The following is a 21,034-nucleotide window of genomic DNA, read 5'->3' as shown; positions in this document are numbered from 1 at the left end:
CGTCCTCGCGGCACCCGCCACCAGCGGGACCGAACACGGGCACATCAGTGACACGTCATCCGCAGGTCCCTACCCCCGAGGACCTGCTTCCCCCGAGGTGGAGGTCAGCAGGTGGCACGAATCGGTGAGAGTGGTGACCTGCTCAAGTGCTCGTTCTGCGGGAAGAGCCAGAAGCAGGTCAAGAAGCTCATCGCTGGCCCCGGCGTCTACATCTGCGACGAGTGCATCGACCTCTGCAACGAGATCATCGAGGAGGAGCTCTCGGAGTCGTCGGACCTCAAGTTCGACGAGCTGCCGAAGCCCCGCGAGATCCACGACTTCCTCGAGCAGTACGTCATCGGCCAGGAGAAGGCCAAGCGCACGCTCGCCGTCGCCGTCTACAACCACTACAAGCGGGTGCAGGCCGGCGGTGAGCGCGCCGGCCGGGACGACTCGGTCGAGCTCGCCAAGTCCAACATCCTGCTGATGGGCCCGACCGGCTGCGGCAAGACGCACCTGGCGCAGACCCTCGCCCGGATGCTCAACGTCCCGTTCGCGATCGCCGACGCCACGGCGCTGACCGAGGCCGGCTACGTCGGCGAGGACGTCGAGAACATCCTGCTCAAGCTGATCCAGGCCGCCGACTACGACGTCAAGCGGGCCGAGACCGGGATCATCTACATCGACGAGGTCGACAAGATCGCCCGCAAGAGCGAGAACCCGTCGATCACCCGCGACGTCTCCGGCGAGGGCGTGCAGCAGGCGCTGCTGAAGATCCTCGAGGGGACGACGGCGTCGGTGCCCCCGCAGGGCGGCCGCAAGCACCCGCACCAGGAGTTCATCCAGATCGACACGACGAACGTGCTGTTCATCGTGGGCGGTGCCTTCGCCGGTCTGGAGAAGGTCATCGAGCAGCGGGTCGGCAAGCAGGGGATCGGCTTCGGCGCGGAGATCCGCGGCAAGAAGGAGATCGAGGCCTCCAGCGCCTTCGCCGAGGTCATGCCCGAGGACCTGCTGAAGTTCGGCATGATCCCCGAGTTCATCGGCCGGCTCCCGGTGATCACCAGCGTCCAGGCCCTCGACCGGGACGCGCTGATCCAGATCCTCACCGAGCCGAAGAACGCCCTGGTGCGCCAGTACCGGCGGCTGTTCGAGCTCGACGGGGTGGAGCTGGAGTTCTCCGACGACGCCCTCGAGGCGATCGCCGACCAGGCCATCCTCCGTGGCACCGGTGCCCGCGGGCTCCGGGCGATCATGGAGGAGGTGCTGCAGTCGGTGATGTACGAGGTGCCCAGCCGCGACGACGTCGCCTCCGTGGTGATCACCAAGGAGGTCGTGCTGGAGCACGTCAACCCGACGATCGTGCCGCGCAAGCCCACCCGCGAGCGCCGCGAGAAGAGCGCCTGACGCGCCGAGATCCTCCCGAGCGAGCCCGTCCCCGACCCCGGGGGCGGGCTCGCTCGCGTGTGGGGTCAGGAGCGTGTGCGCTGACGCCGCATTCAAGGGGGGAGAACCCGGCCTGAGCGCACACCGCCACCGGTCGTCCACAGATCCCCGTGGCCGCCACACCCGCGGTGGGGACTCGGCCACCGTCACCTGGTGACCCTCGACCCCTCGTCCCTCGTCGGTCCGGACGGATGGACCACCTGGGAGGCGCTCACCGCCCGGGTGGATCGCGGCACGGTGGCCCGCTGGGTGGCCACCGGCCGGCTGGCACGCCTTCAGCCCGGCGTCTACGCGCTGCCCGCGGTGGCCGGCGACTGGCGGCTCCGCGTCGAGGCCGCGGTCCGTGCCAGCGTCGGGGTGGTCAGCCACCGGTCCGCCCTGGCGCTGTGGGAGCTCGCCCCGCCCGGTGGTCCCGTGCATCTCACCGTCGGTCACACCCGGAGTGCGCGGGGGACCGCGGGCGTCGTCCTCCACCGCACCCGGGCGCTGGAGGACGGCATCCGGCGGGTCGAGGGCCTGCCCGTCTCCTGTCCCGAACGCGCCGTCGTCGACACGTGGGGGACTCCGGCCGGGCTGACCCGCGCGGAGGTCCGCGCCGCGGCCATCGACGCGGTGCGTCGGCGACTCTGCCGGCCGCGGGAGCTGTACGCCGAACTCGACCGCCGTCCCTGCCTGCCCGGACGTGCCGCGCTGGTCGATCTCGTGCGCCTGCTGGCCGAGGGATGCCGCAGCGAGCTCGAGATCTGGGGCTGCCTCACGGTGCTGCGCCGACCCGGCATGCCGGTGTTCACCCAGCAACGGCGGCTCGAGGTCGCCGGGGAGGTGTTCGTCCTCGACGCCGCGTACGACGAGGTCCAGCTGGCCGTCGAGATGGACGGGGCCGCCTGGCACGGCTCCCGGGCGCAGCGCGAGCGGGACATCCGCCGGGACGCCCTCGTCGCGACGGCGGGCTGGCAGACCCTGCGCTTCGGCTACCGGCGGCTGACGGCTGAGCCCGAGGCCTGCCGCGCCGAGATCCTCGCCGTCCACCGGGTCCGGCGCCGCCTCCACCGCGAGGGTGTGCGCTGACGCCGCACTCCGTGCCCGGGAACCCAGCGTCAGCGCACACGGTCGGCGTCGGAGGGCCGGGGGAGCGGGGGGCTGGCACAGTCGGGGGTGTGCGCGTGCTGACGTCCCTGCCCGAGGCCGCGCGCGAGGCGTTCCGGACGCGCGTGTCCGGCGACCCCACCGGCGCGCCCGGCTGGGTGCGCGACATCGCCCTCGTCGGCACCGGCCCCGGCTGGTTCGAGCCCGACGGCGTGGTGTGGCGGGTGCACGGCGACCTGTCCACCCTGGTCGGCGGCGTCGCGGCGCTGCTCGGCCAGGCGGCGCACCCGCTCGCGCTCGCCGGCGTACAGCGGCACTCGGCTTACCGCGAGGACCCGTGGAAGCGGCTGGCCGGCACGGCGCGCTGGCTGGTCGTCAGCACGTTCGGCTCCGAGGAGCTCGCCGAGCGCGAGTCCGCCCGGGTCCGCGGGATGCACGAGACCGTGCGCGGCCGGATCCGCGGCCGCTCCTACTCGGCGTCGGACCCCGGCCTGCTGCGCTGGGTGCACCTCGCCTTCACCGACGCCTTCCTCGCCGCCCAGCAGGCCGTCGGCCGCGACCTCACTCCGAGGTTCGGCCGCGGCTGGCCCGACGTCTACGTCCGCGAGTGGGCGCGCAGCGCGCAGCGGCTGGGCGCCACCGACCTGCCCACCAGCGCGGCCGGGCTGGCCGAGGCGCTCGCCGCCCACCGACCGCAGCTCGCGCCGGTCCCCGACGCGATGCGCGCCTTCGTCACCGCCCCGCCCGGGCTCGGCGCGGCCGAGCGGGTCTTCTACCGCGGCCTGGCCGGGGCCGCGGCGCACGTGGTCTCGCCCGCGGTGGCCGGGTGCGCCGGCGTCCCCGGCCGCGGGCGCGGCGGCGCCGCCCAGGTCGCCGTCGCCCGCGCCCAGCTGCGGGGGCTGCGCCTCGCGCTCGGCGAGCACAGCCCGTCGGAGGAGGCGGCCCGGTGGCGGCTGGGGATGGGCCCGGCGCCGGCGTGGGCGCGGGAGACGGCGGCCTAGCTCAGGCCTCCGCGGGCGGCGCCAGCACCACGTCCACGGTCAGCGGGCCCTCACCGGCGACGACGTCGAGCGACGCGATGCGCCCGGCGTCGACCAGGTCGGCGCGGCCGGCCTCCAGCAGCGGCACCTGCGCCTCGGGCGCGGTCACGGTCGCCGACTCGACGTCGGCCCGCATCGACACCTTGGCGTCGGACTTGGCCTTGCGGACCCCGGCCAGCGCCGCGGCCACCACGGGCACGACCTCCGGGTCGCCGCCGGCGGGCAGCTCGGCGGCGGCCGGCCACGGCGCCCGGTGGACCGACCCGGCCTGCCACCAGGACCAGACCTCCTCGGTGACGAACGGCAGCACCGGCGCGAACAGCCGCAGCTGCACCGACAGCGCCAGCGCCAACGTGGCCTGCGCCGACTCCGCCGCCGCGCCGGTGCCGTAGGCGCGGGACTTCACCAGCTCGACGTAGTCGTCGCAGAACGACCAGAAGAACGCCTCGGTCACCTCGAGGGCGCGGGTGTAGTTGTAGGCGTCCATGGCCGCCGTCGCCTCGTCGACGACGCCGGCCAGCCGGCGCAGCAGCCCGAGGTCGATCGGCTCGGTGACCTGCTCGCCGGTCAGCCCGGCCGTGACACCGAGCCCCAGCACGAACTTGCCGACGTTGAGGATCTTCATCGCCAGCCGCCGGCCGACCTTCATCTGCGCCTCGTCGAACGGCGAGTCCGCGCCCGGCCGGGCACCGGCGGCCCGCCACCGGACGGCGTCGGTGCCGTAGCGCTCGAGCACGTCGACCGGCGTGACGACGTTGCCCTTGGACTTCGACATCTTCTTGCGGTCGGGGTCGACGACGAAGCCGGAGATCGCCGCGTGCGTCCACGGCGCCGCGCCGAACTCGTAGTGCGAGCGGACGACGGTCGAGAACAGCCAGGTGCGGATGATGTCGTGCGCCTGCGGCCGCAGGTCCATCGGGAAGACGTGGGAGAACAGCTCCGGGTCGGTGTCCCAGCCCGAGGCCACCTGCGGCGACAGCGACGACGTCGCCCAGGTGTCCATGACGTCGGGGTCGGCCATGAACCCGCCCGGGACGCCGCGCTGCGACTCCTCGAACCCCGGCGGCACGTCCGAGGACGGGTCGACCGGCAGCGACTCCTCGGGGGCCAGCAGGGGCGCCGAGTAGTCCGGGTCGCCGGCGGAGTCCAGCCGGTACCAGACCGGGAACGGCACGCCGAAGAACCGCTGGCGGCTGATCAGCCAGTCGCCGTTGAGGCCCTCGACCCAGTTCTCGTAGCGGTGCCGCATGTGCTCGGGCACCCACCGGATCTCCCGGCCGCGGGCGACCAGCGCGTCGCGCAGCTCGGGGGAGCGGCCGCCGTTGCGGATGTACCACTGCCGCGTCGTGACGATCTCCAGCGGCCGGTCGCCCTTCTCGAAGAACTTGACCGGGTGGGTGATCGCCTTCGGCTCGCCGTGCAGGTCGCCGGACGCCCGCAGCATCTCCACGATCCGCTGCTGGGCGCTGAACACCGTCTTGCCGGCCAGCTCGGCGTAGGGCTCCGCCGGGACGCCGTCGGGCGCCTCGGACATCAGCCGGCCGTCCCAGCCGACGACCGCGCGGGTGGGCAGCTGCAGCTCGCGCCACCAGGTGACGTCGTTGAGGTCGCCGAAGGTGCAGATCATCGCGATGCCCGAGCCCTTGTCCGGCTCCGCGAGGCGGTGGGGGACCACCGGCACCTCGACGCCGAACAGCGGCGTCCGCACGGTCTGCCCGAACAGCGGCCGGTACCGCTCGTCGTCGGGGTGGGCCACCAGCGCGACGCAGGCCGGCAGCAGCTCCGGGCGGGTGGTCTCGATGAAGACCGGGCCGGACGGGCCCGAGAAGGAGATCCGGTGGTAGGCGCCCGGGCGCTCGCGGTCCTCGAGCTCGGCCTGCGCGACGGCGGTGCGGAAGGTGACGTCCCAGAGGGTGGGCGCCTCCTGCGCGTAGGCCTCACCGCGCGCGAGGTTGTGCAGGAACATCCGCTGCGCGGTCGCCCGCGAGGTCTCCGAGATCGTCCGGTAGACGTTGGTCCAGTCCACCGACAGGCCGACCTGCCGCCACAGCTGCTCGTAGGCGTGCTCGTCCTCCTCCGTCAGCTGCATGCACAGCTCGACGAAGTTGCGCCGGGAGACGGGCACCTGGTCCTTGCCCGGCTTGGCCGGGGGCTCGAAGGACGGGTCGTAGGGGAGCGAGGGGTCGCAGCGGACGCCGTAGTAGTTCTGCACGCGCCGCTCGGTGGGCAGCCCGTTGTCGTCCCAGCCCATCGGGTAGAAGACGTGCTTGCCGCGCATCCGCTGGTAGCGGGCGACGATGTCGGTGTGGGTGTAGCTGAACACGTGCCCCACGTGCAGGGACCCGCTGGCCGTGGGCGGCGGGGTGTCGATCGAGTACACCTGCTCGCGCGGCGCGGCCAGGGCGGCGGCGCGGTCGAAGGCGTAGGTGTCCTGCTCGGCCCAGCGGGCGACCCAGGTGGCCTCGAGACCGTCGAGGCTGGGCTTCTCGGGTACGCCGGACCCGGCTCCCGGGGTGGTGCTGACCGGGGTGGCGGAGTCGGTGACCATGGCCTCCATCCTAGGAACCCGGCGGCTGGCATCCTGGAGAGGATGAGCAGCGACCTGACGCGCGTGGAGAAGGAGCTGCTGGCGCGCTGGCCGGAGACCCGGCTCGAGCCGTCCCTGGGACGCATCGCCGCCCTCGTCGACCTCCTCGGCGCCCCGCACCGGGCCTACCCGGTGGTGCAGGTGGCCGGCACCAACGGCAAGACGACGACGGCGCGGATGGTCGACGAGCTGCTCCGCGGTTTCGGCCTGCGGGTGGGGCGCTTCACCAGCCCGCACCTGCAGTCCCTGCGCGAGCGGATCGTCCTCGACGGCGAGCCGGTGGACGCCGAGCGCTTCGTGGAGACCTACGACGACATCGCGCCCTACGTGCAGATGGTCGACGCCGCCGGCGAGCACCCGATGAGCTTCTTCGAGGTCGTGGTCGGGATGGCGTACGCGACCTTCGCCGAGGCCCCGGTCGACGTCGCCGTCGTCGAGGTCGGGATGGGCGGCACCTGGGACGCCACCAACGTCGTCGACGCGAAGGTCGCCGTCGTCACGCCGGTGGCGCTCGACCACGCCGAGTACCTCGGCCCCGACGTGACCACGATCGCCGGTGAGAAGGCCGGGATCATCAAGCCCGACGCGATCGCCGTCCTCGCCCGCCAGCAGCCGGGGGCGCTCGACGCGCTGGTCCGCCGCGCGGTCGAGGTCGAGGCCGTCGTCGCCCGCGAGGGCACCGAGTTCGGCGTGCTCGACCGCCGGGTCGCCGTCGGCGGGCAGCAGCTGCGGCTGCAGGGCCTGGGCGGTGAGTACGAGGAGGTCTTCCTCCCGCTGTTCGGCGCGCACCAGGCGCAGAACGCGGCCACCGCGCTGGCCGCCGTCGAGGCGTTCCTCGGCGCCGGCGCCGCCACCGGGCCGATCGACCAGGAGACGGTGCGCGCCGCGTTCGCCGCCGTCCGCTCGCCGGGCCGGCTCGAGCGCGTGCGCACCAGCCCGACGGTCCTGGTCGACGCCGCGCACAACCCCGCCGGCATGGCCGCGACCGTGGAGGCGATCCGCGAGTCCTTCGACTTCACCCGGCTGGTCGGCGTCGTCGGCGCGGTGCACGGCAAGGACGTCGAGGGCATGCTGCGCGAGCTGGAGACCGTCTGCGCCGAGCTCGTCGTGACGCAGAACAGCTCATCGCGGGCGATGCCGGCCGACGAGCTCGGCGCCCTGGCCGTCGACGTGTTCGGCGCCGACCGGGTGAGCGTGTCCCCGCGGCTGCCGGAGGCGCTCACCGAGGCGATCGAGCTGGCCGAGGCCGGTCCCGACGACGCCCTGGGCGGGTCGGGCGTGCTGGTCACCGGCAGCGTCATCACCGCCGGCGAGGCCAGGACCGTCCTCGGCGGCCGGTCGTGACGGCGCCGGACCCGGTCCGCGCCGGGAAGGCGCTGCGCGGCGCGGCCGCCGCGGTGCTGCTGCTCGAGGGGATCGCGGTGCTGTTCGTCCCGCGGGCCATCGCGCAGACACCGGCCGGGCTCGGTGGCGTCCGGCTGACGGTGCTGCTGGCGCTCGCCGCCGTCCTGATCCTGGCCTCGGGCATCCAGCGGCGCCCGCGGGGCCTGGAGATCGCCACCGGGCTGCAGGTGCCCCTCCTGCTGACCGGGCTCATCGACTCGTCGATGTGGTTCGTCGGCGGTCTGTTCGTGCTCATCTGGCTGTACCTGCTGCAGGTCCGCAAGGACCTGCTCGGCTCGCCGTTCCGCGAGCCGGCCGCGCCCGCCGACTGACCCGGACGGCGGCTCAGGCCGCCGACGCGCGGTCGAGCCCCTGCCGGAGCCGGACGACGTCGGTGCCCAGGTGCCGCAGCACCCGCTCGACGACCGGGTCGGCGACGGCGAGGACGCCGAGGACCAGGTGCCCGGTGTCGATGACCCGGTCGCGCCGCCGGCGCGGCTGGGCGAGGACGTGCCGGAGCGCGCCCTCGAGCACCTTCTTGGCGCCGTCGCCGAACGGGACGTGGCCGGTGCGCTCCAGCGGCCCGCGCTCGAGCGCCCCCGGACCGAAGGCGGACTCCGCCGCGGCGCGCACCTGTTCGAGGTCGATGCCGACGGCGGCCAGGGCGTCGGCGTCCAGCGGCCCGCCCGAGCGGGCCAGCGCGTCGCGGACGGCGGCGTGGTCGAGGCCGACCGAGCGCAGGGCCGCACCGCCGCGGCCGGGGTCGCGGGTGAGCGCGAGCAGCAGGTGCACCGGCTCGATGCGCCCGGCGCGCAGGTCGCGCGCCTCCTCCTGGGCCACGACCACCGCGCGGCGGGCCTCGTGGGCGAAGCGTTCGAACACCTCAGACGTCCTTCCTGCTCCGGGCGTGCTTCTTGTGGACGGCCTGCCGGCTGACGCCGAGGGCCCCGGCGATCTGCTGCCACGACCAGCCGCGCGCCCGCGCGTTGCCGACCTGCAGCACCTCGAGGCGCTCGGCCAGCTCGCGCAGCGCCCGGACGGCGTGCAGGCCGGTGTCCGGGTCGTCGGCCGCGGCGGCGGTGGTGACGTCGGTGGGAGTGGCCATGCGTCAACTGTCGTTGACATCCCGCCGTCTGTCAACCCGAGTTGACACATGCCGTCCCGTAGGGTGCCGCCTCGTGACTGATCGCACCCTCGTCCTCGTCAAGCCCGACGGCGTCGCCCGTGGCCTGGTCGGGGAGGTCGTCTCCCGTCTCGAGGCCAAGGGCCTGCGCCTGGTCGCGGCCGAGCTGCGCACGCTGACCCGCGAGGTCGCCGAGGAGCACTACGGCGAGCACCGCGAGAAGCCCTTCTTCGGCTCGCTGGTCGAGTTCATCACCGGCGGCCCGCTGCTCGCCCTCGTCGTCGAGGGGCCGCGCGCGGTCGAGGCGTTCCGCGCGCTGGCCGGCGCCACCGACCCGGTGAAGGCCGCGCCCGGCACCATCCGCGGCGACTTCGCCCTCGAGGTGCAGTCGAACATCGTGCACGGCTCGGACTCCGCGGAGTCCGCCGCCCGCGAGATCGGGCTCTTCTTCCCCGACCTCTCCGCGTAATCGGCTGGACCCCGCCCCAGGGGCCGGGGCCAGCATGGGAGGCATGGTGGAGTCGCTGGTCCGGGCCCGGGGCCTGGTGAAGCGGTTCGGCACGTACACGGCGGTCGACGGGATCGACGTCGACATCGCGCCCGGGGAGTCCTTCGGCTTCCTCGGGCCCAACGGCGCCGGCAAGAGCACGACCATGCGGATGGTCGGCGCGGTCTCGCCGCCGACGGCGGGGGAGCTGCGGATCCTCGGCATGGACCCCGCCGTCGACGGGCCGGCCATCCGCGCCCGCCTCGGCGTCGTCCCGCAGACCGACAACCTCGACCTCGAGCTCACCGTCGAGGAGAACCTGCTGGTCTACGGCCGGTACTTCGGCCTGCCCCGGGCGACCGTGCGGGAGCGGGCCGCGGAGCTGCTGGACTTCGTGCAGCTCACCGACCGCGCGGGGGACCGGGTCGAGCCGCTGTCGGGCGGGATGAAGCGGCGGGTCACCATCGCCCGGGCGCTGGTCAACGACCCCGACGTCGTCCTGCTCGACGAGCCCACCACCGGGCTGGACCCCCAGGCCCGGCACGTGCTCTGGGAGCGGCTCTACCGGCTCAAGCAGCGCGGCGTGACCCTGGTGCTCACCACGCACTACATGGACGAGGCCGAGCAGCTGTGCGACCGGCTCGTCGTGATGGACCGCGGCCGGATCGCCGCCGAGGGCAGCCCGGCCCAGCTGATCGCCACCTGGTCGACCCGCGAGGTGCTCGAGCTGCGGTTCCCCCTGACCGAGGGAGGCCCCTCGCACGCCGCCGCCCTGGCGCCGCTGGCCGCCCGGGGCGCCGTCGAGCGGGTCGAGGAGCTGCCCGACCGGCTGCTGCTCTACACCGCCGACGGCGACGCGGCGCTGTCGGAGGTCCTCGCGCTCGGGCTGCGGCCGCTGTCGTCCCTGGTCCGCCGCAGCTCGCTGGAGGACGTCTTCCTGCGGCTCACCGGCCGCACGCTGGTGGACTGACGTGGCCCTGCCCGGCCCGGCGGCGACGTCGTTCTTCGTCCAGCGGCTGACCGCCCACCGGCACTTCTGGCGCAGCAGCGCCATCGGCAGCGTCCTGGAGCCGGTGCTCTTCCTCGCCGCGATGGGCCTGACCCTGGGCGGCCTCGTCGACCGCGGGCCCGGCGTCCCCGGTGGCGTCGGCTACCTGGCCTTCCTGGCGCCCGGGCTCCTGGTGGCCGCCGCCATGCAGACGGCGACCGGCGAGTCGAGCTACCCGGTGCTCGGGGCGCTGAAGTGGGACCGGCTCTACGAGGCGGTGCTCGCCACCCCGGCCCGCCCGGCCGACGTGCTGGCCGGCCACCTGCTCTACGTCGCCTTCCGGGTGACGACGTCGGCCGCGGCCTTCCTCGTCGTCCTGGTGCTCTTCGGCGCGGCGGCGAGCCCGCTGGTGGTGCTCGCGCTGCCGGTCGCGCTGCTCACCGGGCTGGCCTTCGCCGCCCCGGTCTCCGCCATGGCCGCCCGGCTGGAGGAGGACGCCGCGTTCGCCGCGCTGCAGCGGTTCCTCATCGTGCCGATGTTCCTGTTCAGCGGGACGTTCTTCCCGGTCACCCAGCTGCCGGTGGTGCTCGAGTGGACCGCCTACGCCACGCCGCTGTGGCACGGCGTCGCGCTGGCCCGCGACCTCGCGCTGGGGACTGCGGAGGCGGGCTCCGCGCTGCTGCACGTCGGGTACCTGGCGCTGTGGACCGCCGCCGGGACGTGGCTGGCCGCCCGGACGCTGCAGCGGCGGCTGGTCCGGTGACCGGCGTCCCGACGGCGACCCGCCCCGTCTCGCTGCTGCTGCGCGTGGTGCCGCTGTACCCGGTGTCGGCGCGGCGGGCCGGGCAGCTGGTGTACCGGAACCTGCTGGTGGCCCGGCGCAGCTGGCTGGTCTTCGTGTCCGGGTTCGCCGAGCCGTTCTTCTACCTGTTCTCCATCGGCGTCGGCATCGGCGCGCTGGTCGGCGACGTGGTCACCGACACCGGCACGGCCCTGACCTACCAGGAGTTCGTGGCCCCGGCGCTGCTGGCCTCGGCCGCGATGAACGGCGCGGTCTACGACGCGGTCTTCAACCTGTTCTTCAAGCTGCGCTACGCCAAGCTCTACGACGCCGTCCTGGCCACGCCGGTCTCGGCCGCCGACGCCGCGGTGGGGGAGACGGTGTGGGCGCTATTGCGTGGAGCCGTCTACTCCACGGCGTTCCTGCTCGTCATGCTGGCGATGGGCCTGGTCGGCTCGTGGTGGGCGCTGCTGGCACTGCCGGCGGCGGTGCTCATCGGGTTCGCCTTCGCCGCCGTCGGGCTGGCCGCGAGCACCTTCCTGCGCGGCTGGCAGGACTTCGAGTTCGTCCAGGTCGCGATCCTGCCGCTGTTCCTGTTCTCCACGACCTTCTACCCGCTGTCGACCTACCCGCGGCCGCTGCAGCTCCTCGTCGAGTGCACGCCGCTCTACCACGGCATCGAGCTGGTCCGCGGGCTGGTGACCGGCGACGTGCGGTGGGCGCTGCTCGGCTCGGCCGCCTACCTGGCGGTCATGGGGCTGGCCGGGCTCGCGCTGGGCGCCCGCCGCCTGCAGCGCCTGCTGCTCGCGTAGCGGAGGGCTGCACGGGGCCGTCTGACCGGGTGCTGGCTGCTCACGCCGCGCCGAGGAGGGGGCGGCCGGCGCGCACCAGCCGCTCGACGGTCGCGGCGGGCACGGGGGAGCCGAACAGGTGGCCCTGGGCGGCGTCGCAGCCCAGTGACCGCAGGGCGGCCAGCTGCGCGGGCTGCTCGACCCCCTCGGCCACCACCTGCAGGCCCAGGCTGTTGCCCAGCGCGATGACGGCGTCGGCCACCGAGCCCGCCGCGGCGCCGGCCGCGAGCAGCGCCACGGACGACGGGTCGATCTTCAGCCGGTCCAGCGGCAGGTCCTGCAGCCGTGACAGCGACGACGCGCCGGTGCCGAAGTCGTCGATGGCCACGTGGACGCCCAGCGCCCGCACCGCGCGGATGCCGGCCGCGGCGTCGGGGCCGGCGGCCACGGCCTCGGGCACCTCGATCTCCAGCCGGCCGGGGTCCACGCCGGCGTCCCGGGTGGCCGCGGCGATGCCCACCGCCAGGTCACCGGTGGTCAGCCGGCGCGGCGACACGTTGACCGCCACGCGCAGCGGCGGCAGGCCGGCGTCGTCCCAGGCGCGGAGCTGGGCGCAGGCCTGGGCGATCACCCAGTCGTCGATCTCGTCGATCACACCGGTGGCCTCCGCGACCGGGATGAAGCCGGCGGGCTCGACCAGGCCGCGGGTGGCCGACTGCCAGCGCGCCAGGGCCTCGACGCCGGTGACCGCGCCACTGCGCAGGTCGACCTGCGGCTGGTAGAGCACCCGCAGCTCGCCGGTGCCGACGGCGGCGCGCAGGTCGCGCACGAGCTCGTCCTGCGCGGCGACCTCCTCGCGCATCCCGCGCTCGAACACCCGCACCCGGTCCTTGCCGCCGGCCTTGGCCACGTACATCGCGAGGTCGGCGTCGCGCAGCAGGTCGTCCATGCCGCGGCCGTCGGTCGCGTCGGTGAACGTGACGCCGACGCTGCCGCCCACGGTGAACCGCTCGCCGCCCCACTCGACCGGCCGCCGCAGCGCACCGAGCAGCCGCTCGGCCACGGGGACGACGTCGCGCCGCCCCTCGACGTCCTCCATGAGCACCACGAACTCGTCGCCGCCGAGCCGGGCGACGGTGTCGGCCGGCCGCACGGAGGACTCCAGCCGCCGGGCGACGGCCAGGAGAACGGCGTCGCCCGCCTCGTGGCCGGCGGTGTCGTTGACCGTCTTGAAGTCGTCGAGGTCGAGCAGCAGCACCGCGTGCCGGCGCGCCCGGCGGTCGGCGAGGGCGTGCTCGAGCCGGTCCTGCATGAGCGCCCGGTTGGCCAGCCCGGTGAGCGGGTCGTGCAGCGCCATCCGGGCCAGCTCGCCGGCCTGCTGCTCGAGCTGGCGGGCGGTCGCGCGGGCCTCGGCCTCGTCGCGCTTGCGGCCGGTGATGTCCCGGGTGATGGCGGCGACGCCGGTGGGCGTGCCGTCGTCGCCGCGGATGACCGACAGCGTCACCAGCGCGTCGAACGCGCCGCCGTCGCGCCGCCGCTGGCGCCGCTCCATCGTGCCGGGACCCAGCGTGGTGAGGTCCGCGGGCAGGTCCTGGCCGGCCGAGAGCAGGGACGCGTGCCGGCCGACGACCTCGTCCGCGGCCCAGCCGTAGAGCCGCTCGGCACCGGGGTTCCACGAGGTCATCCGCCCGTCCGGCGTCGCGGTGACCACGGCGTCGTCGGTGGACTGCACGACGGCGGCCAGCCGGGCCAGCTCGTCGCGCTGGGCGGAGAGCTCGGCGGTGCGGGCGGCGACCAGCGCCTCCACGTGCTCGCGCCGGTCGTCGAAGTGCCGCCAGGCGACCAGGCAGGCCCAGCTCTCGAGCAGCACGAACGCGGCGTGCAGCAGCGCCATCGGCAGGGGGTCGGGCCCGTGCGCGAAGACGTGGTGCGGCAGCAGGGTGCCGACGAGCAGGTGGTGGACGGCGACGAAGGCGACGGCGAGCAGGAACGGGGCGCGCGCGGCGTAGAGGGCCGCCAGTGGCAGCAGCGCGAAGAACAGGAAGTGCGCCTCGGTGGCGCCGTCGGACAGCTGCACGGCCATCGCGGCCGTCGTCATCAGCCCGAGCGCGGCGGCCGCGGCGCGGGTGTCGCGGCCCAGCGACGGCGTCCACGCGGCGAGGGCCAGGAGGGCGACGGGCACGGTGTGCAGCGCCGTGGAGGCGAGGTCGTGCCCGCGGGCCAGCGCGTAGACCGGCACCGCCACCAGCAGCACCAGCAGCGTCCGGACGACGACGGTGTGGTGGGCGGCCCACTGCTCGGGCGGCATCGCCCGGCCTCGGGGCAGGGACGGCACCGCCCGGCCCCGGGGCAGGGACGGCACCGCGCGGCCGGGAGGGAACACCACGGAGGACCGGCCACGGGCTCGGGGAGGGAGGACGCCGCCGACGTCCCTCGGCACCCCGGGTCCCCGGGTCGGCCGGACCATGTTCCTCCTCGGAGACGACCCCCATTGGTCACGGTCAGTGTACTGACGCTCACGCAGCGGCGCCGGTCGAGCGGACGGGACACCGGACCGCCCCCGAGGGGCGTCTACCCTGGACCGGTCATGAGCGGAGAGAGCCTGTACCCCCGTCTCGAGCCCCTGCTGGCCCAGGTGCAGAAGCCGATCCAGTACGTCGGCGGCGAGCTGAACGCCCAGGTCAAGGCCTGGGACGACGTCGCCGTGCACTGGGCGCTGATGTACCCCGACGCCTACGAGGTGGGGCTGCCCAACCAGGGCCTCATGATCCTCTACGAGGTGCTCAACGAACGGCCCGACGCCCTGGCCGAGCGCACCTACGCGGTGTGGCCCGACCTCGCCGCCCTCATGCGCGCGCACGGCGTCGGCCAGTTCACCGTCGACGCCCACCGGCCGGTGCGCGACTTCGACGTCCTCGGCGTCAGCTTCGCCACCGAGCTCGGCTACACCAACCTGCTCGAGGCGCTCGACCTCGCCGGGATCCCGCTGCACGCCGCCGACCGCGACGAGACGCACCCCGTCGTCGTCGCCGGCGGGCACGCGGCGTTCAACCCCGAGCCGATCGCCGACTTCGTCGACTGCGCCGTCCTCGGCGACGGCGAGCAGGCCGTCGGCGACGTCACCGACGTCGTCGCGGCGTGGAAGGAGCAGGGCCGGCCCGGCGGGCGCGAGGAGCTGCTGGCCCGGCTGGCCCGGGTCGACGGCGTCTACGTGCCGCGCTTCTACGCCGTCTCCTACGGCCCCGACGGCGCGATCGCCGCGGTGACCCGCACCCGCGCCGACGTCCCGATGCGGGTCGGCAAGCGCACGGTCATGGACCTCGACGAGTGGCCCTACCCGAAGACGCCGCTGGTCCCGCTCGCCGAGAGCGTGCACGAGCGGATGAGCGTGGAGATCTTCCGCGGCTGCACCCGGGGCTGCCGCTTCTGCCAGGCCGGGATGATCACCCGCCCGGTGCGCGAGCGGACGATCACCGGCATCGGGTCGATGGTCGACCAGGGCCTGCGCGCGACCGGGTACGAGGAGGTCGGGCTGCTGTCGCTGTCGAGCGCCGACCACTCCGAGATCGGCCAGGTGGCCAAGGAGCTGGCCGACCGCTACGAGGGCACCAACACCGGCCTGTCGCTGCCGTCGACCCGCGTGGACGCCTTCAACGTGACGCTGGCCAACGAGCTGTCCCGCAACGGCCGCCGGTCGGGGCTCACCTTCGCCCCCGAGGGCGGCAGCGAGCGGATCCGCCGGGTGATCAACAAGACCGTGTCCAAGGAGGACCTGGTCGCCACCGTCACCACCGCCTACGCCAACGGCTGGCAGCAGGTGAAGCTCTACTTCATGTGCGGGCTCCCGACGGAGACCGACGAGGACGTCCTGGAGATCGCCGAGCTCGCCGTCGAGGTCATCCGCGCCGGCCGGGAGGCCAGCGGGCGCAAGGACATCCGCTGCACCGTCTCCATCGGCGGGTTCGTGCCCAAGCCGCACACGCCGTTCCAGTGGGCCGCCCAGGCCAGCGCCGAGACCATCGACCACCGGTTGAGGGTCCTGCGCCAGGCGATCAACGCCGACCGGCGGATCGGCCGCTCCATCGGCCTGCGCTACCACGACGGCAAGCCCGGCGTGATCGAGGGACTGCTCTCCCGGGGCGACCGCCGGGTGGGCCGGGTCATCGAGCGGGTGTGGCGCGAGGGCGGCCGGTTCGACGGCTGGAGCGAGCACTTCTCCTTCGAGAGGTGGACCGCCGCGGCCGCCGAGGAGCTCGCCCCGTTCGGTGTCGACCTCGACTGGTTCACCACCCGCGAGCGCACCCAGGACGAGGTCCTGCCCTGGGACCACCTGGACTCCGGGCTGGACAAGGAGTGGCTCTGGGACGACTGGCAGGACGCGCTGTCGGAGGAGGAGGTCGCCGACTGCCGGTGGACGCCCTGCTACGACTGCGGCGTCTGCCCGACGAACGGCACGGAGATCCAGATCGGTCCCACGGGGCGCAGCCTGCTGCCGCTGACCGTCGTGGGTCGCTGAGGTGGGCCGCTAGTGGCGCGCCAGCCCGAGGGGCCGCCCCCGCCGCCCACCGTGCAGCGGCTGCGGCTGCGCTACGCCAAGCGCGGGCCGCTGCGCTTCGCCTCCCACCGCGACCTCGCCCGGGCGCTGGAGCGGGCGCTGCGCCGCGCGCGGGTGCCGATGGCCTACTCCGCGGGCTTCACGCCGCACCCCAAGATCAGCTACGTCGGCGCGGCGCCGACCGGGGCGGCCAGCGAGGCCGAGTACCTGGAGATCGGCCTGGCGCAGCGGTGCGACCCCGAGGCGGTGCGGACCGCGCTCGACGACTCGCTGCCCCCGGGCATCGACGTCCTGGAGTGCGTCGAGGCCGCCGAGGGCGGCGGCTCACTGGCCGACCGCATCGACGCCACCCGCTGGCGCATCGAGTTCCCCGGCATCGAGCCGGCGGAGCTCGGGTCGGCCGTGGCCGCCCTCCTCGCCGCCGGGGAGGTCACGGTGGCCAAGCGCACCAAGAACGGGCTCCGCGACGTGGATGCGCGCGCTCCGATCGCGTCCGCGTCCGCGGGCGGGGCGGCAGGATGTGCCATACTGCACGTGGTCGTCCGGCAGGTGACGCCCGCTGTTCGACCCGACGACGTGGTGGCCGCTCTCGCTGCCGTCGCCGACCTGCGCCCGCCGTCGCCCCCACGGGCCGTGCGTGAGGCGCAGGGCCGGCTCGACGACAGCGGGACCGTGGCCGATCCGCTCGGTCCCGACCGTGCGGCGCGCGCCCGCTGCCAGGGGGAGCACGCCGCCGTCTGACCGGGGAGCCCGGCCGCTCCCGCGCCGTCGAGCGACACGGCTGCCAGACGTGCCGCACCGGCACCACCCGAGACCCTCTGCACCACCGCACCACCTGCAGTCCGCACCACCTGCAGTCCGGCCCCGGCCGCGGCGACCGCCGCCCGGGACCGACCCCAGACTTCGCGAGCCGGACGCGCCGCCGCACCCCGAGCGGCCGCCCGGACCGCCCAACCCGTGCACCTGCGCGGCTGCTCGTCCCCGCTGGGGATCGGCGCCCGGGAGCACCACACAGGAGGCGAGCCCTCGTGGCCGACCAGGACAGCGACAGCACCAGCGACACCAGCCCGGTCGCCCTCCCGACCGGCGACGCGCCGGTCGAGGAGGTGCTGAGCGGCGAGGCGGCGACGGGGGAGACCCCCGAGGAGGAGCCCGCGGAGACGGCCGCGGCCGGACCGGGGGCCGAGGTCCCGGCCGAGCCGGAGGAGGAGCCCGAGGACGAGCCGGTCCCCTCGCCCTTCGGCGCCCAGTTCAGCTCCCCGGAACCGACGGCGGTCATCGCCCGGCCCCGCCGCCGGGCCACCCGCCCCGCCGGCGCCGCCGACCCCGGCGCCGTCGAGCCGCTCCCGCCGGTCACCGCCCCGACGATCCCGGCCTTCGTCAGCTTCGTGGCCCCCGAGGCCGAGGTGGCGCCCGCTCCGCGCCGGCGCAGCCGCCGGCCGCAGGCGGAGTCGCCCGACGTGGAGGACGTCCGGGACGTCGTCGTCCCGGTCGAGGACGACGAGGACACGCCCGCGCCGCGCTCGCGCCGCGGCCGGTCCCGCCGCCGCGGCGGGTCCGCCGACCGGGATGCCGACGGGCCGGCGGCCGACGAGCAGAGCGTCGTCGACCCCGACGAGGACACCGCCGACGAGGACACCGGCGACGAGGACGCGGCCGACGACGCCGAGCGCGACGAGACCGACCGCGACGAGACCGACCGTGAGGACGGCGACGGCAGCGGCAGCCGCCGTCGCCGCCGCGGGCGCCGCGGCCGGGGCCGGGGCCGCAACGGCGACGAGTCCGCCGACGCCGAGGACGACGCCGAGCGCCCCTCGGGCGACGGCGCCGCCGAGGACCGGACCGCCGACGACGAGGACGACGAGGACGCCGACACCGGCGAGGACGCCGAGGGCGAGGACGGCGCCGAGGGCGGGTCGAGCACCCGCCGGCGCCGCCGTCGCCGTCGCCGGGGCGGGGAGGCCGCCGCCGAGTCCGGCACCGAGGACGACGACGACCGCCCGGAGCGCGCCGGCCGCAACGGCCGCAGCACCAGCGACGACGACGTCCGCGGCGTCGCCGGCTCCACCCGGCTGGAGGCCAAGCGCCAGCGCCGCCGCGAGGGCCGCGACACCGGCCGCCGCCGGGCGCCGATCCTCACCGAGGCCGAGTTCCTCGCCCGCCGCGAGGCGGTCGAGCGCCGCATGGTGATCCGCCAGCGCGGCGAGCGCACCCAGATCGCCGTCCTCGAGGACGGCGTGCTCGTCGAGCACTACGTCACCCAGGCGCAGGCGACGTCCTTCGCCGGCAACGTCTACCTCGGCCGGGTGCAGAACGTGCTGCCCAGCATGGAGGCGGCCTTCGTCGACATCGGCAAGGGGCGCAACGCCGTCCTGTACGCCGGCGAGGTCAACTGGGAGGCCGCGGGCCTCTCGGGCAAGCAGCGCTCGATCGAGCAGGCGCTCAAGTCCGGCGACAAGGTCCTGGTGCAGGTCACCAAGGACCCGATCGGCCACAAGGGCGCGCGGCTCACCCAGCAGGTCAACCTGCCCGGCCGGTTCCTGGTCTACGTGCCCGGCGGCTCGATGACCGGCATCAGCCGCAAGCTGCCCGACACCGAGCGGCAGCGCCTCAAGGACGTCCTGAAGAAGATCGTCCCCGAGGACGCCGGCGTCATCATCCGCACCGCCGCGGAGGGCGCCTCGGAGGAGGAGCTCACCCGCGACGTCGCCCGGCTGCAGGCGCAGTGGGAGGTCATCTCGCAGAAGGCGGAGTCCTCCAGCAACGCCCCCGTGCTGCTCTACGGCGAGCCCGACCTCGCCATCCGCGTCATCCGCGACGTATTCAACGAGGACTTCACCGAGCTCGTCGTCCAGGGCGACGACGCGTGGGACACGGTCGAGGCCTACGTCGCGCACGTCTCCCCGGAGCTGTCCGGGCGGCTGACCCGGCACACCGGCGAGGGCGACGTCTTCCGCGACCTGCGCGTGGACGAGCAGCTGGCCAAGGCCCTCGACCGCAAGGTGTGGCTGCCCTCGGGCGGCTCGCTGGTCATCGACCGCACCGAGGCGATGACCGTCGTCGACGTCAACACCGGCAAGTTCACCGGCTCGGGCGGCAACCTCGAGCAGACCGTCACGCGCAACAACATGGAGGCGGCGGAGGAGATCGTCCGCCAGCTCCGGCTGCGCGACATCGGCGGCATCATCGTCATCGACTTCATCGACATGGTGCTCGAGAGCAACCGCGACCTGGTGCTGCGGCGGCTCACCGAGTGCCTGGGCCGCGACCGCACCAAGCACCAGGTGGCCGAGGTGACCTCGCTGGGCCTGGTGCAGATGACCCGCAAGCGCGTGGGGCAGGGGCTGCTGGAGGTCTTCTCCGAGCCGTGCGAGCACTGCCGCGGCCGGGGCGTCCTCGTGCACACCGACCCGGTCGACGACCGCCGCCGCGGCGGGAACGGCTCCGGGGGCGGCAGTCACGGTGCGGGCGGGCAGGGCTCCGGCAACGGCGGCCGGCGCGACCAGAACGGCCGCAAGGACGCCGACCGGTCCGACCGCCGCGACGCCGAGCGCACCGAGGCCGAGGCCGTGACGCCGCAGACCGCGGCCCCCGACGCCGGTCCCGAGTCGGCTCCGGCCGGCGAGGCCGAGGGCCAGCGCCCCGGCGGCAGCCGGCGCAACCGCGGCCGGCGCAACCGCGGCCAGTCCGGTGAGGAGCGCGCGGCCGAGGACGCCGCGGTGCTCGCCGCCGCCTCCGCGGTCCCCGACGACACGGCACCCGAGGACGCCGCCGCCGGCCCGGCCGGTGCGGCCGACGACGCCGCCGAGGTCGAGGTCGCGGTGCAGTTCGGATCCGAGGTCCCGGGCGCCGAGGTGACCGAGCCGGAGGAGACCCCGGCGGAGGGGACGCAGCCGGAGGTGACCGAGCCGGAGGAGACCCCGGCGGAGGAGCCGGCCGAGGAGGCCGACCCCGCCCTGCTGGTCACCGACGTCCCGGCTCTCCTGGAGACCCCGTCCGCCGAGCCGCCCGCGCCTACCCTGGCTGCCATGGCCGAGCATGACTCCGGATCCGAGCCCGAGGTGCCCGCGGGCGCCGGTCCCGACGACCCGGCGCCGGCCTCGGACCCCCAGGCGCCGGAGTCCCGGGCGCCGGAGTCCCGGGCGCCGGAGTCCCAGGCGCCGGAGCCCCCGGTCGCGGAGTCCCAGCCGCCGTCCGCCGACGACGGCACCGGGACCGCGGTCGGCGGGGCACGCCCGCGCCGCCGCCGCGCCGCCAGCCGCCCGGCCGGCCCCCGGCCTCCTGACACCCGGGCGGCCGGGACCGCGTTCGACCCCGTCCCGGCCGCTCGGGTACGCTGGTCGGGTTGCACCGCCCCGGACCGGACCCCGGTCCCGCGGAGGCGGTGCGGCCCGTCCAGCACGCGGCGCCCGCGCCGGGGTGCGCGCAGGACGCTTCGCGGGACAGACAGCAGCGATCGAGGAGTCAGTGGTGTACGCAGTCGTGAAGGCCGGTGGCCGGCAGCACAAGGTGGCCGTGGGCGACCGGTTCACGGTCAACCGTCTCGCGGGTGAGGCGGGCGACACCGTCACCCTCCCGGCCCTGCTCCTGGTGGACGGCGAGACCGTCACCAGCGACGCGCAGGCGCTGGCCGGGGTGACCGTGACCGGCGAGATCGTCGGCCACGGCAAGGGCCCGAAGATCCGCATCCACAAGTTCAAGAACAAGACGGGTTACCACAAGCGTCAGGGCCACCGTCAGCCGCTGACCGACGTGGTCGTCCGCGACATCACGAAGGGCTGACGACGA

17 protein-coding genes are annotated in these 21,034 nt (G+C 74.9%); 13 read left to right on the top strand and 4 right to left on the bottom strand.

Annotation, left to right across the window (positions count from 1 at the left end; translation table 11 throughout):
* Positions 1 to 111: 111 nt before the first annotated feature.
* From clpX to JD79_RS21545, 3 genes are all read left to right on the top strand, one after another.
* Positions 112 to 1,386 carry an ATP-dependent Clp protease ATP-binding subunit ClpX gene (gene clpX / locus JD79_RS21555; RefSeq protein WP_110007177.1) on the top strand — a complete coding sequence of 425 codons (1,275 nt, stop codon included), beginning with the start codon at positions 112 to 114 and terminating at the stop codon, positions 1,384 to 1,386.
* A 192-nt stretch (positions 1,387 to 1,578) separates the two neighbouring features.
* Positions 1,579 to 2,493, top strand: coding sequence for a DUF559 domain-containing protein (locus JD79_RS21550; protein ID WP_110007176.1), 915 nt, complete (start codon positions 1,579 to 1,581; stop codon positions 2,491 to 2,493).
* A gap of 89 nt (positions 2,494 to 2,582) precedes the next feature.
* Positions 2,583 to 3,512: an oxygenase MpaB family protein gene (locus tag JD79_RS21545; RefSeq protein WP_110007175.1), complete on the top strand. Its 930-nt coding sequence runs from the start codon at positions 2,583 to 2,585 to the stop codon at positions 3,510 to 3,512.
* A gap of 1 nt (position 3,513) precedes the next feature.
* Here the strand turns inward: JD79_RS21545 and valS are convergent, their stop codons facing one another.
* Positions 3,514 to 6,099 (bottom strand): valine--tRNA ligase, encoded by a 2,586-nt coding sequence (gene valS / locus JD79_RS21540; RefSeq protein ID WP_110007951.1) that lies wholly within the window; start codon positions 6,097 to 6,099, stop codon positions 3,514 to 3,516.
* 42 nt (positions 6,100 to 6,141) lie between these two features.
* On the opposite strand from valS, the gene folC reads away from it, so the two are divergent.
* Both folC and JD79_RS21530 read left to right on the top strand, forming a co-directional pair.
* A complete protein-coding gene (folC, locus tag JD79_RS21535; RefSeq protein ID WP_110007174.1) occupies positions 6,142 to 7,482 on the top strand; it encodes a bifunctional tetrahydrofolate synthase/dihydrofolate synthase in 1,341 nt (446 codons plus the stop codon).
* Positions 7,479 to 7,853, top strand: coding sequence for a DUF4233 domain-containing protein (locus tag JD79_RS21530; RefSeq protein WP_110007173.1), 375 nt, complete (start codon positions 7,479 to 7,481; stop codon positions 7,851 to 7,853). Before folC ends, JD79_RS21530 begins: the two co-directional genes overlap by 4 nt.
* 13 nt (positions 7,854 to 7,866) lie before the next feature.
* On the opposite strand, the gene JD79_RS21525 is transcribed toward JD79_RS21530, so the two are convergent.
* Complete coding sequence (locus tag JD79_RS21525; RefSeq protein WP_110007172.1) at positions 7,867 to 8,403, bottom strand: Clp protease N-terminal domain-containing protein; 537 nt, start codon at positions 8,401 to 8,403, stop codon at positions 7,867 to 7,869.
* 1 nt (position 8,404) lies between these two features.
* Positions 8,405 to 8,626, bottom strand: coding sequence for a helix-turn-helix domain-containing protein (locus JD79_RS21520; protein ID WP_110007171.1), 222 nt, complete (start codon positions 8,624 to 8,626; stop codon positions 8,405 to 8,407).
* Between the two features lie 73 nt (positions 8,627 to 8,699).
* On the opposite strand from JD79_RS21520, the gene ndk reads away from it, so the two are divergent.
* The 4 genes from ndk to JD79_RS21500 are packed head-to-tail and all read left to right on the top strand — an operon-like array spanning position 8,700 to position 11,712.
* Positions 8,700 to 9,113: a nucleoside-diphosphate kinase gene (gene ndk, locus JD79_RS21515; protein ID WP_211308100.1), complete on the top strand. Its 414-nt coding sequence runs from the start codon at positions 8,700 to 8,702 to the stop codon at positions 9,111 to 9,113.
* Between the two features lie 43 nt (positions 9,114 to 9,156).
* A complete protein-coding gene (locus tag JD79_RS21510; RefSeq protein WP_110007170.1) occupies positions 9,157 to 10,101 on the top strand; it encodes an ABC transporter ATP-binding protein in 945 nt (314 codons plus the stop codon).
* 1 nt (position 10,102) lies between these two features.
* On the top strand, positions 10,103 to 10,882 hold the full coding sequence (locus JD79_RS21505) for an ABC transporter permease (RefSeq protein ID WP_245900276.1): 780 nt from the start codon (positions 10,103 to 10,105) through the stop codon (positions 10,880 to 10,882).
* Positions 10,879 to 11,712, top strand: a complete 834-nt coding sequence (locus JD79_RS21500; protein WP_110007169.1) for an ABC transporter permease — start codon at positions 10,879 to 10,881, stop codon at positions 11,710 to 11,712. Before JD79_RS21505 ends, JD79_RS21500 begins: the two co-directional genes overlap by 4 nt.
* A gap of 40 nt (positions 11,713 to 11,752) precedes the next feature.
* Here the strand turns inward: JD79_RS21500 and JD79_RS21495 are convergent, their stop codons facing one another.
* On the bottom strand, positions 11,753 to 13,999 hold the full coding sequence (locus JD79_RS21495; RefSeq protein ID WP_146220515.1) for a putative bifunctional diguanylate cyclase/phosphodiesterase: 2,247 nt from the start codon (positions 13,997 to 13,999) through the stop codon (positions 11,753 to 11,755).
* Positions 14,000 to 14,278: 279 nt separating this feature from the next.
* On the opposite strand from JD79_RS21495, the gene JD79_RS21490 reads away from it, so the two are divergent.
* The 4 genes from JD79_RS21490 to rplU all read left to right on the top strand — a co-directional run bounded on the left by JD79_RS21490 (position 14,279) and on the right by rplU (position 21,028).
* Positions 14,279 to 16,207, top strand: coding sequence for a TIGR03960 family B12-binding radical SAM protein (locus JD79_RS21490; protein WP_110007167.1), 1,929 nt, complete (start codon positions 14,279 to 14,281; stop codon positions 16,205 to 16,207).
* A gap of 12 nt (positions 16,208 to 16,219) precedes the next feature.
* On the top strand, positions 16,220 to 16,987 hold the full coding sequence (locus JD79_RS21485) for a TIGR03936 family radical SAM-associated protein (protein WP_110007166.1): 768 nt from the start codon (positions 16,220 to 16,222) through the stop codon (positions 16,985 to 16,987).
* 287 nt (positions 16,988 to 17,274) lie between these two features.
* On the top strand, positions 17,275 to 20,799 hold the full coding sequence (locus tag JD79_RS21480) for a ribonuclease E/G (RefSeq protein ID WP_110007165.1): 3,525 nt from the start codon (positions 17,275 to 17,277) through the stop codon (positions 20,797 to 20,799).
* The gene (rplU, locus tag JD79_RS21475; protein WP_425454180.1) at positions 20,762 to 21,028 is read left to right on the top strand and encodes a 50S ribosomal protein L21; all 267 of its coding nucleotides are present in this window, start codon (positions 20,762 to 20,764) and stop codon (positions 21,026 to 21,028) included. The genes JD79_RS21480 and rplU overlap by 38 nt, the downstream gene beginning before the upstream one ends.
* Positions 21,029 to 21,034 lie beyond the last annotated feature (6 nt).

This window comes from Geodermatophilus normandii (assembly GCF_003182485.1).
Taxonomy (GTDB): Bacteria; Actinomycetota; Actinomycetes; order Mycobacteriales; family Geodermatophilaceae; genus Geodermatophilus; species Geodermatophilus normandii.
Note: the sequence above shows the minus strand (reverse complement) of the source record. Positions and strands in the feature narration are given on the sequence as shown.

Excerpts from the sequence above, each read along its gene's own strand:
- valS (WP_110007951.1), bottom strand. The coding sequence starts at position 6,099 with ATGGTCACCGACTCCGCCACCCCGGTCAGCACCACCCCGGGAGCCGGG.
- folC (WP_110007174.1), top strand. The coding sequence starts at position 6,142 with ATGAGCAGCGACCTGACGCGCGTGGAGAAGGAGCTGCTGGCGCGCTGG.
- JD79_RS21520 (WP_110007171.1), bottom strand. The coding sequence starts at position 8,626 with ATGGCCACTCCCACCGACGTCACCACCGCCGCCGCGGCCGACGACCCG.
- JD79_RS21510 (WP_110007170.1), top strand. The coding sequence starts at position 9,157 with ATGGTGGAGTCGCTGGTCCGGGCCCGGGGCCTGGTGAAGCGGTTCGGC.
- JD79_RS21495 (WP_146220515.1), bottom strand. The coding sequence starts at position 13,999 with ATGCCGCCCGAGCAGTGGGCCGCCCACCACACCGTCGTCGTCCGGACG.
- JD79_RS21490 (WP_110007167.1), top strand. The coding sequence starts at position 14,279 with ATGAGCGGAGAGAGCCTGTACCCCCGTCTCGAGCCCCTGCTGGCCCAG.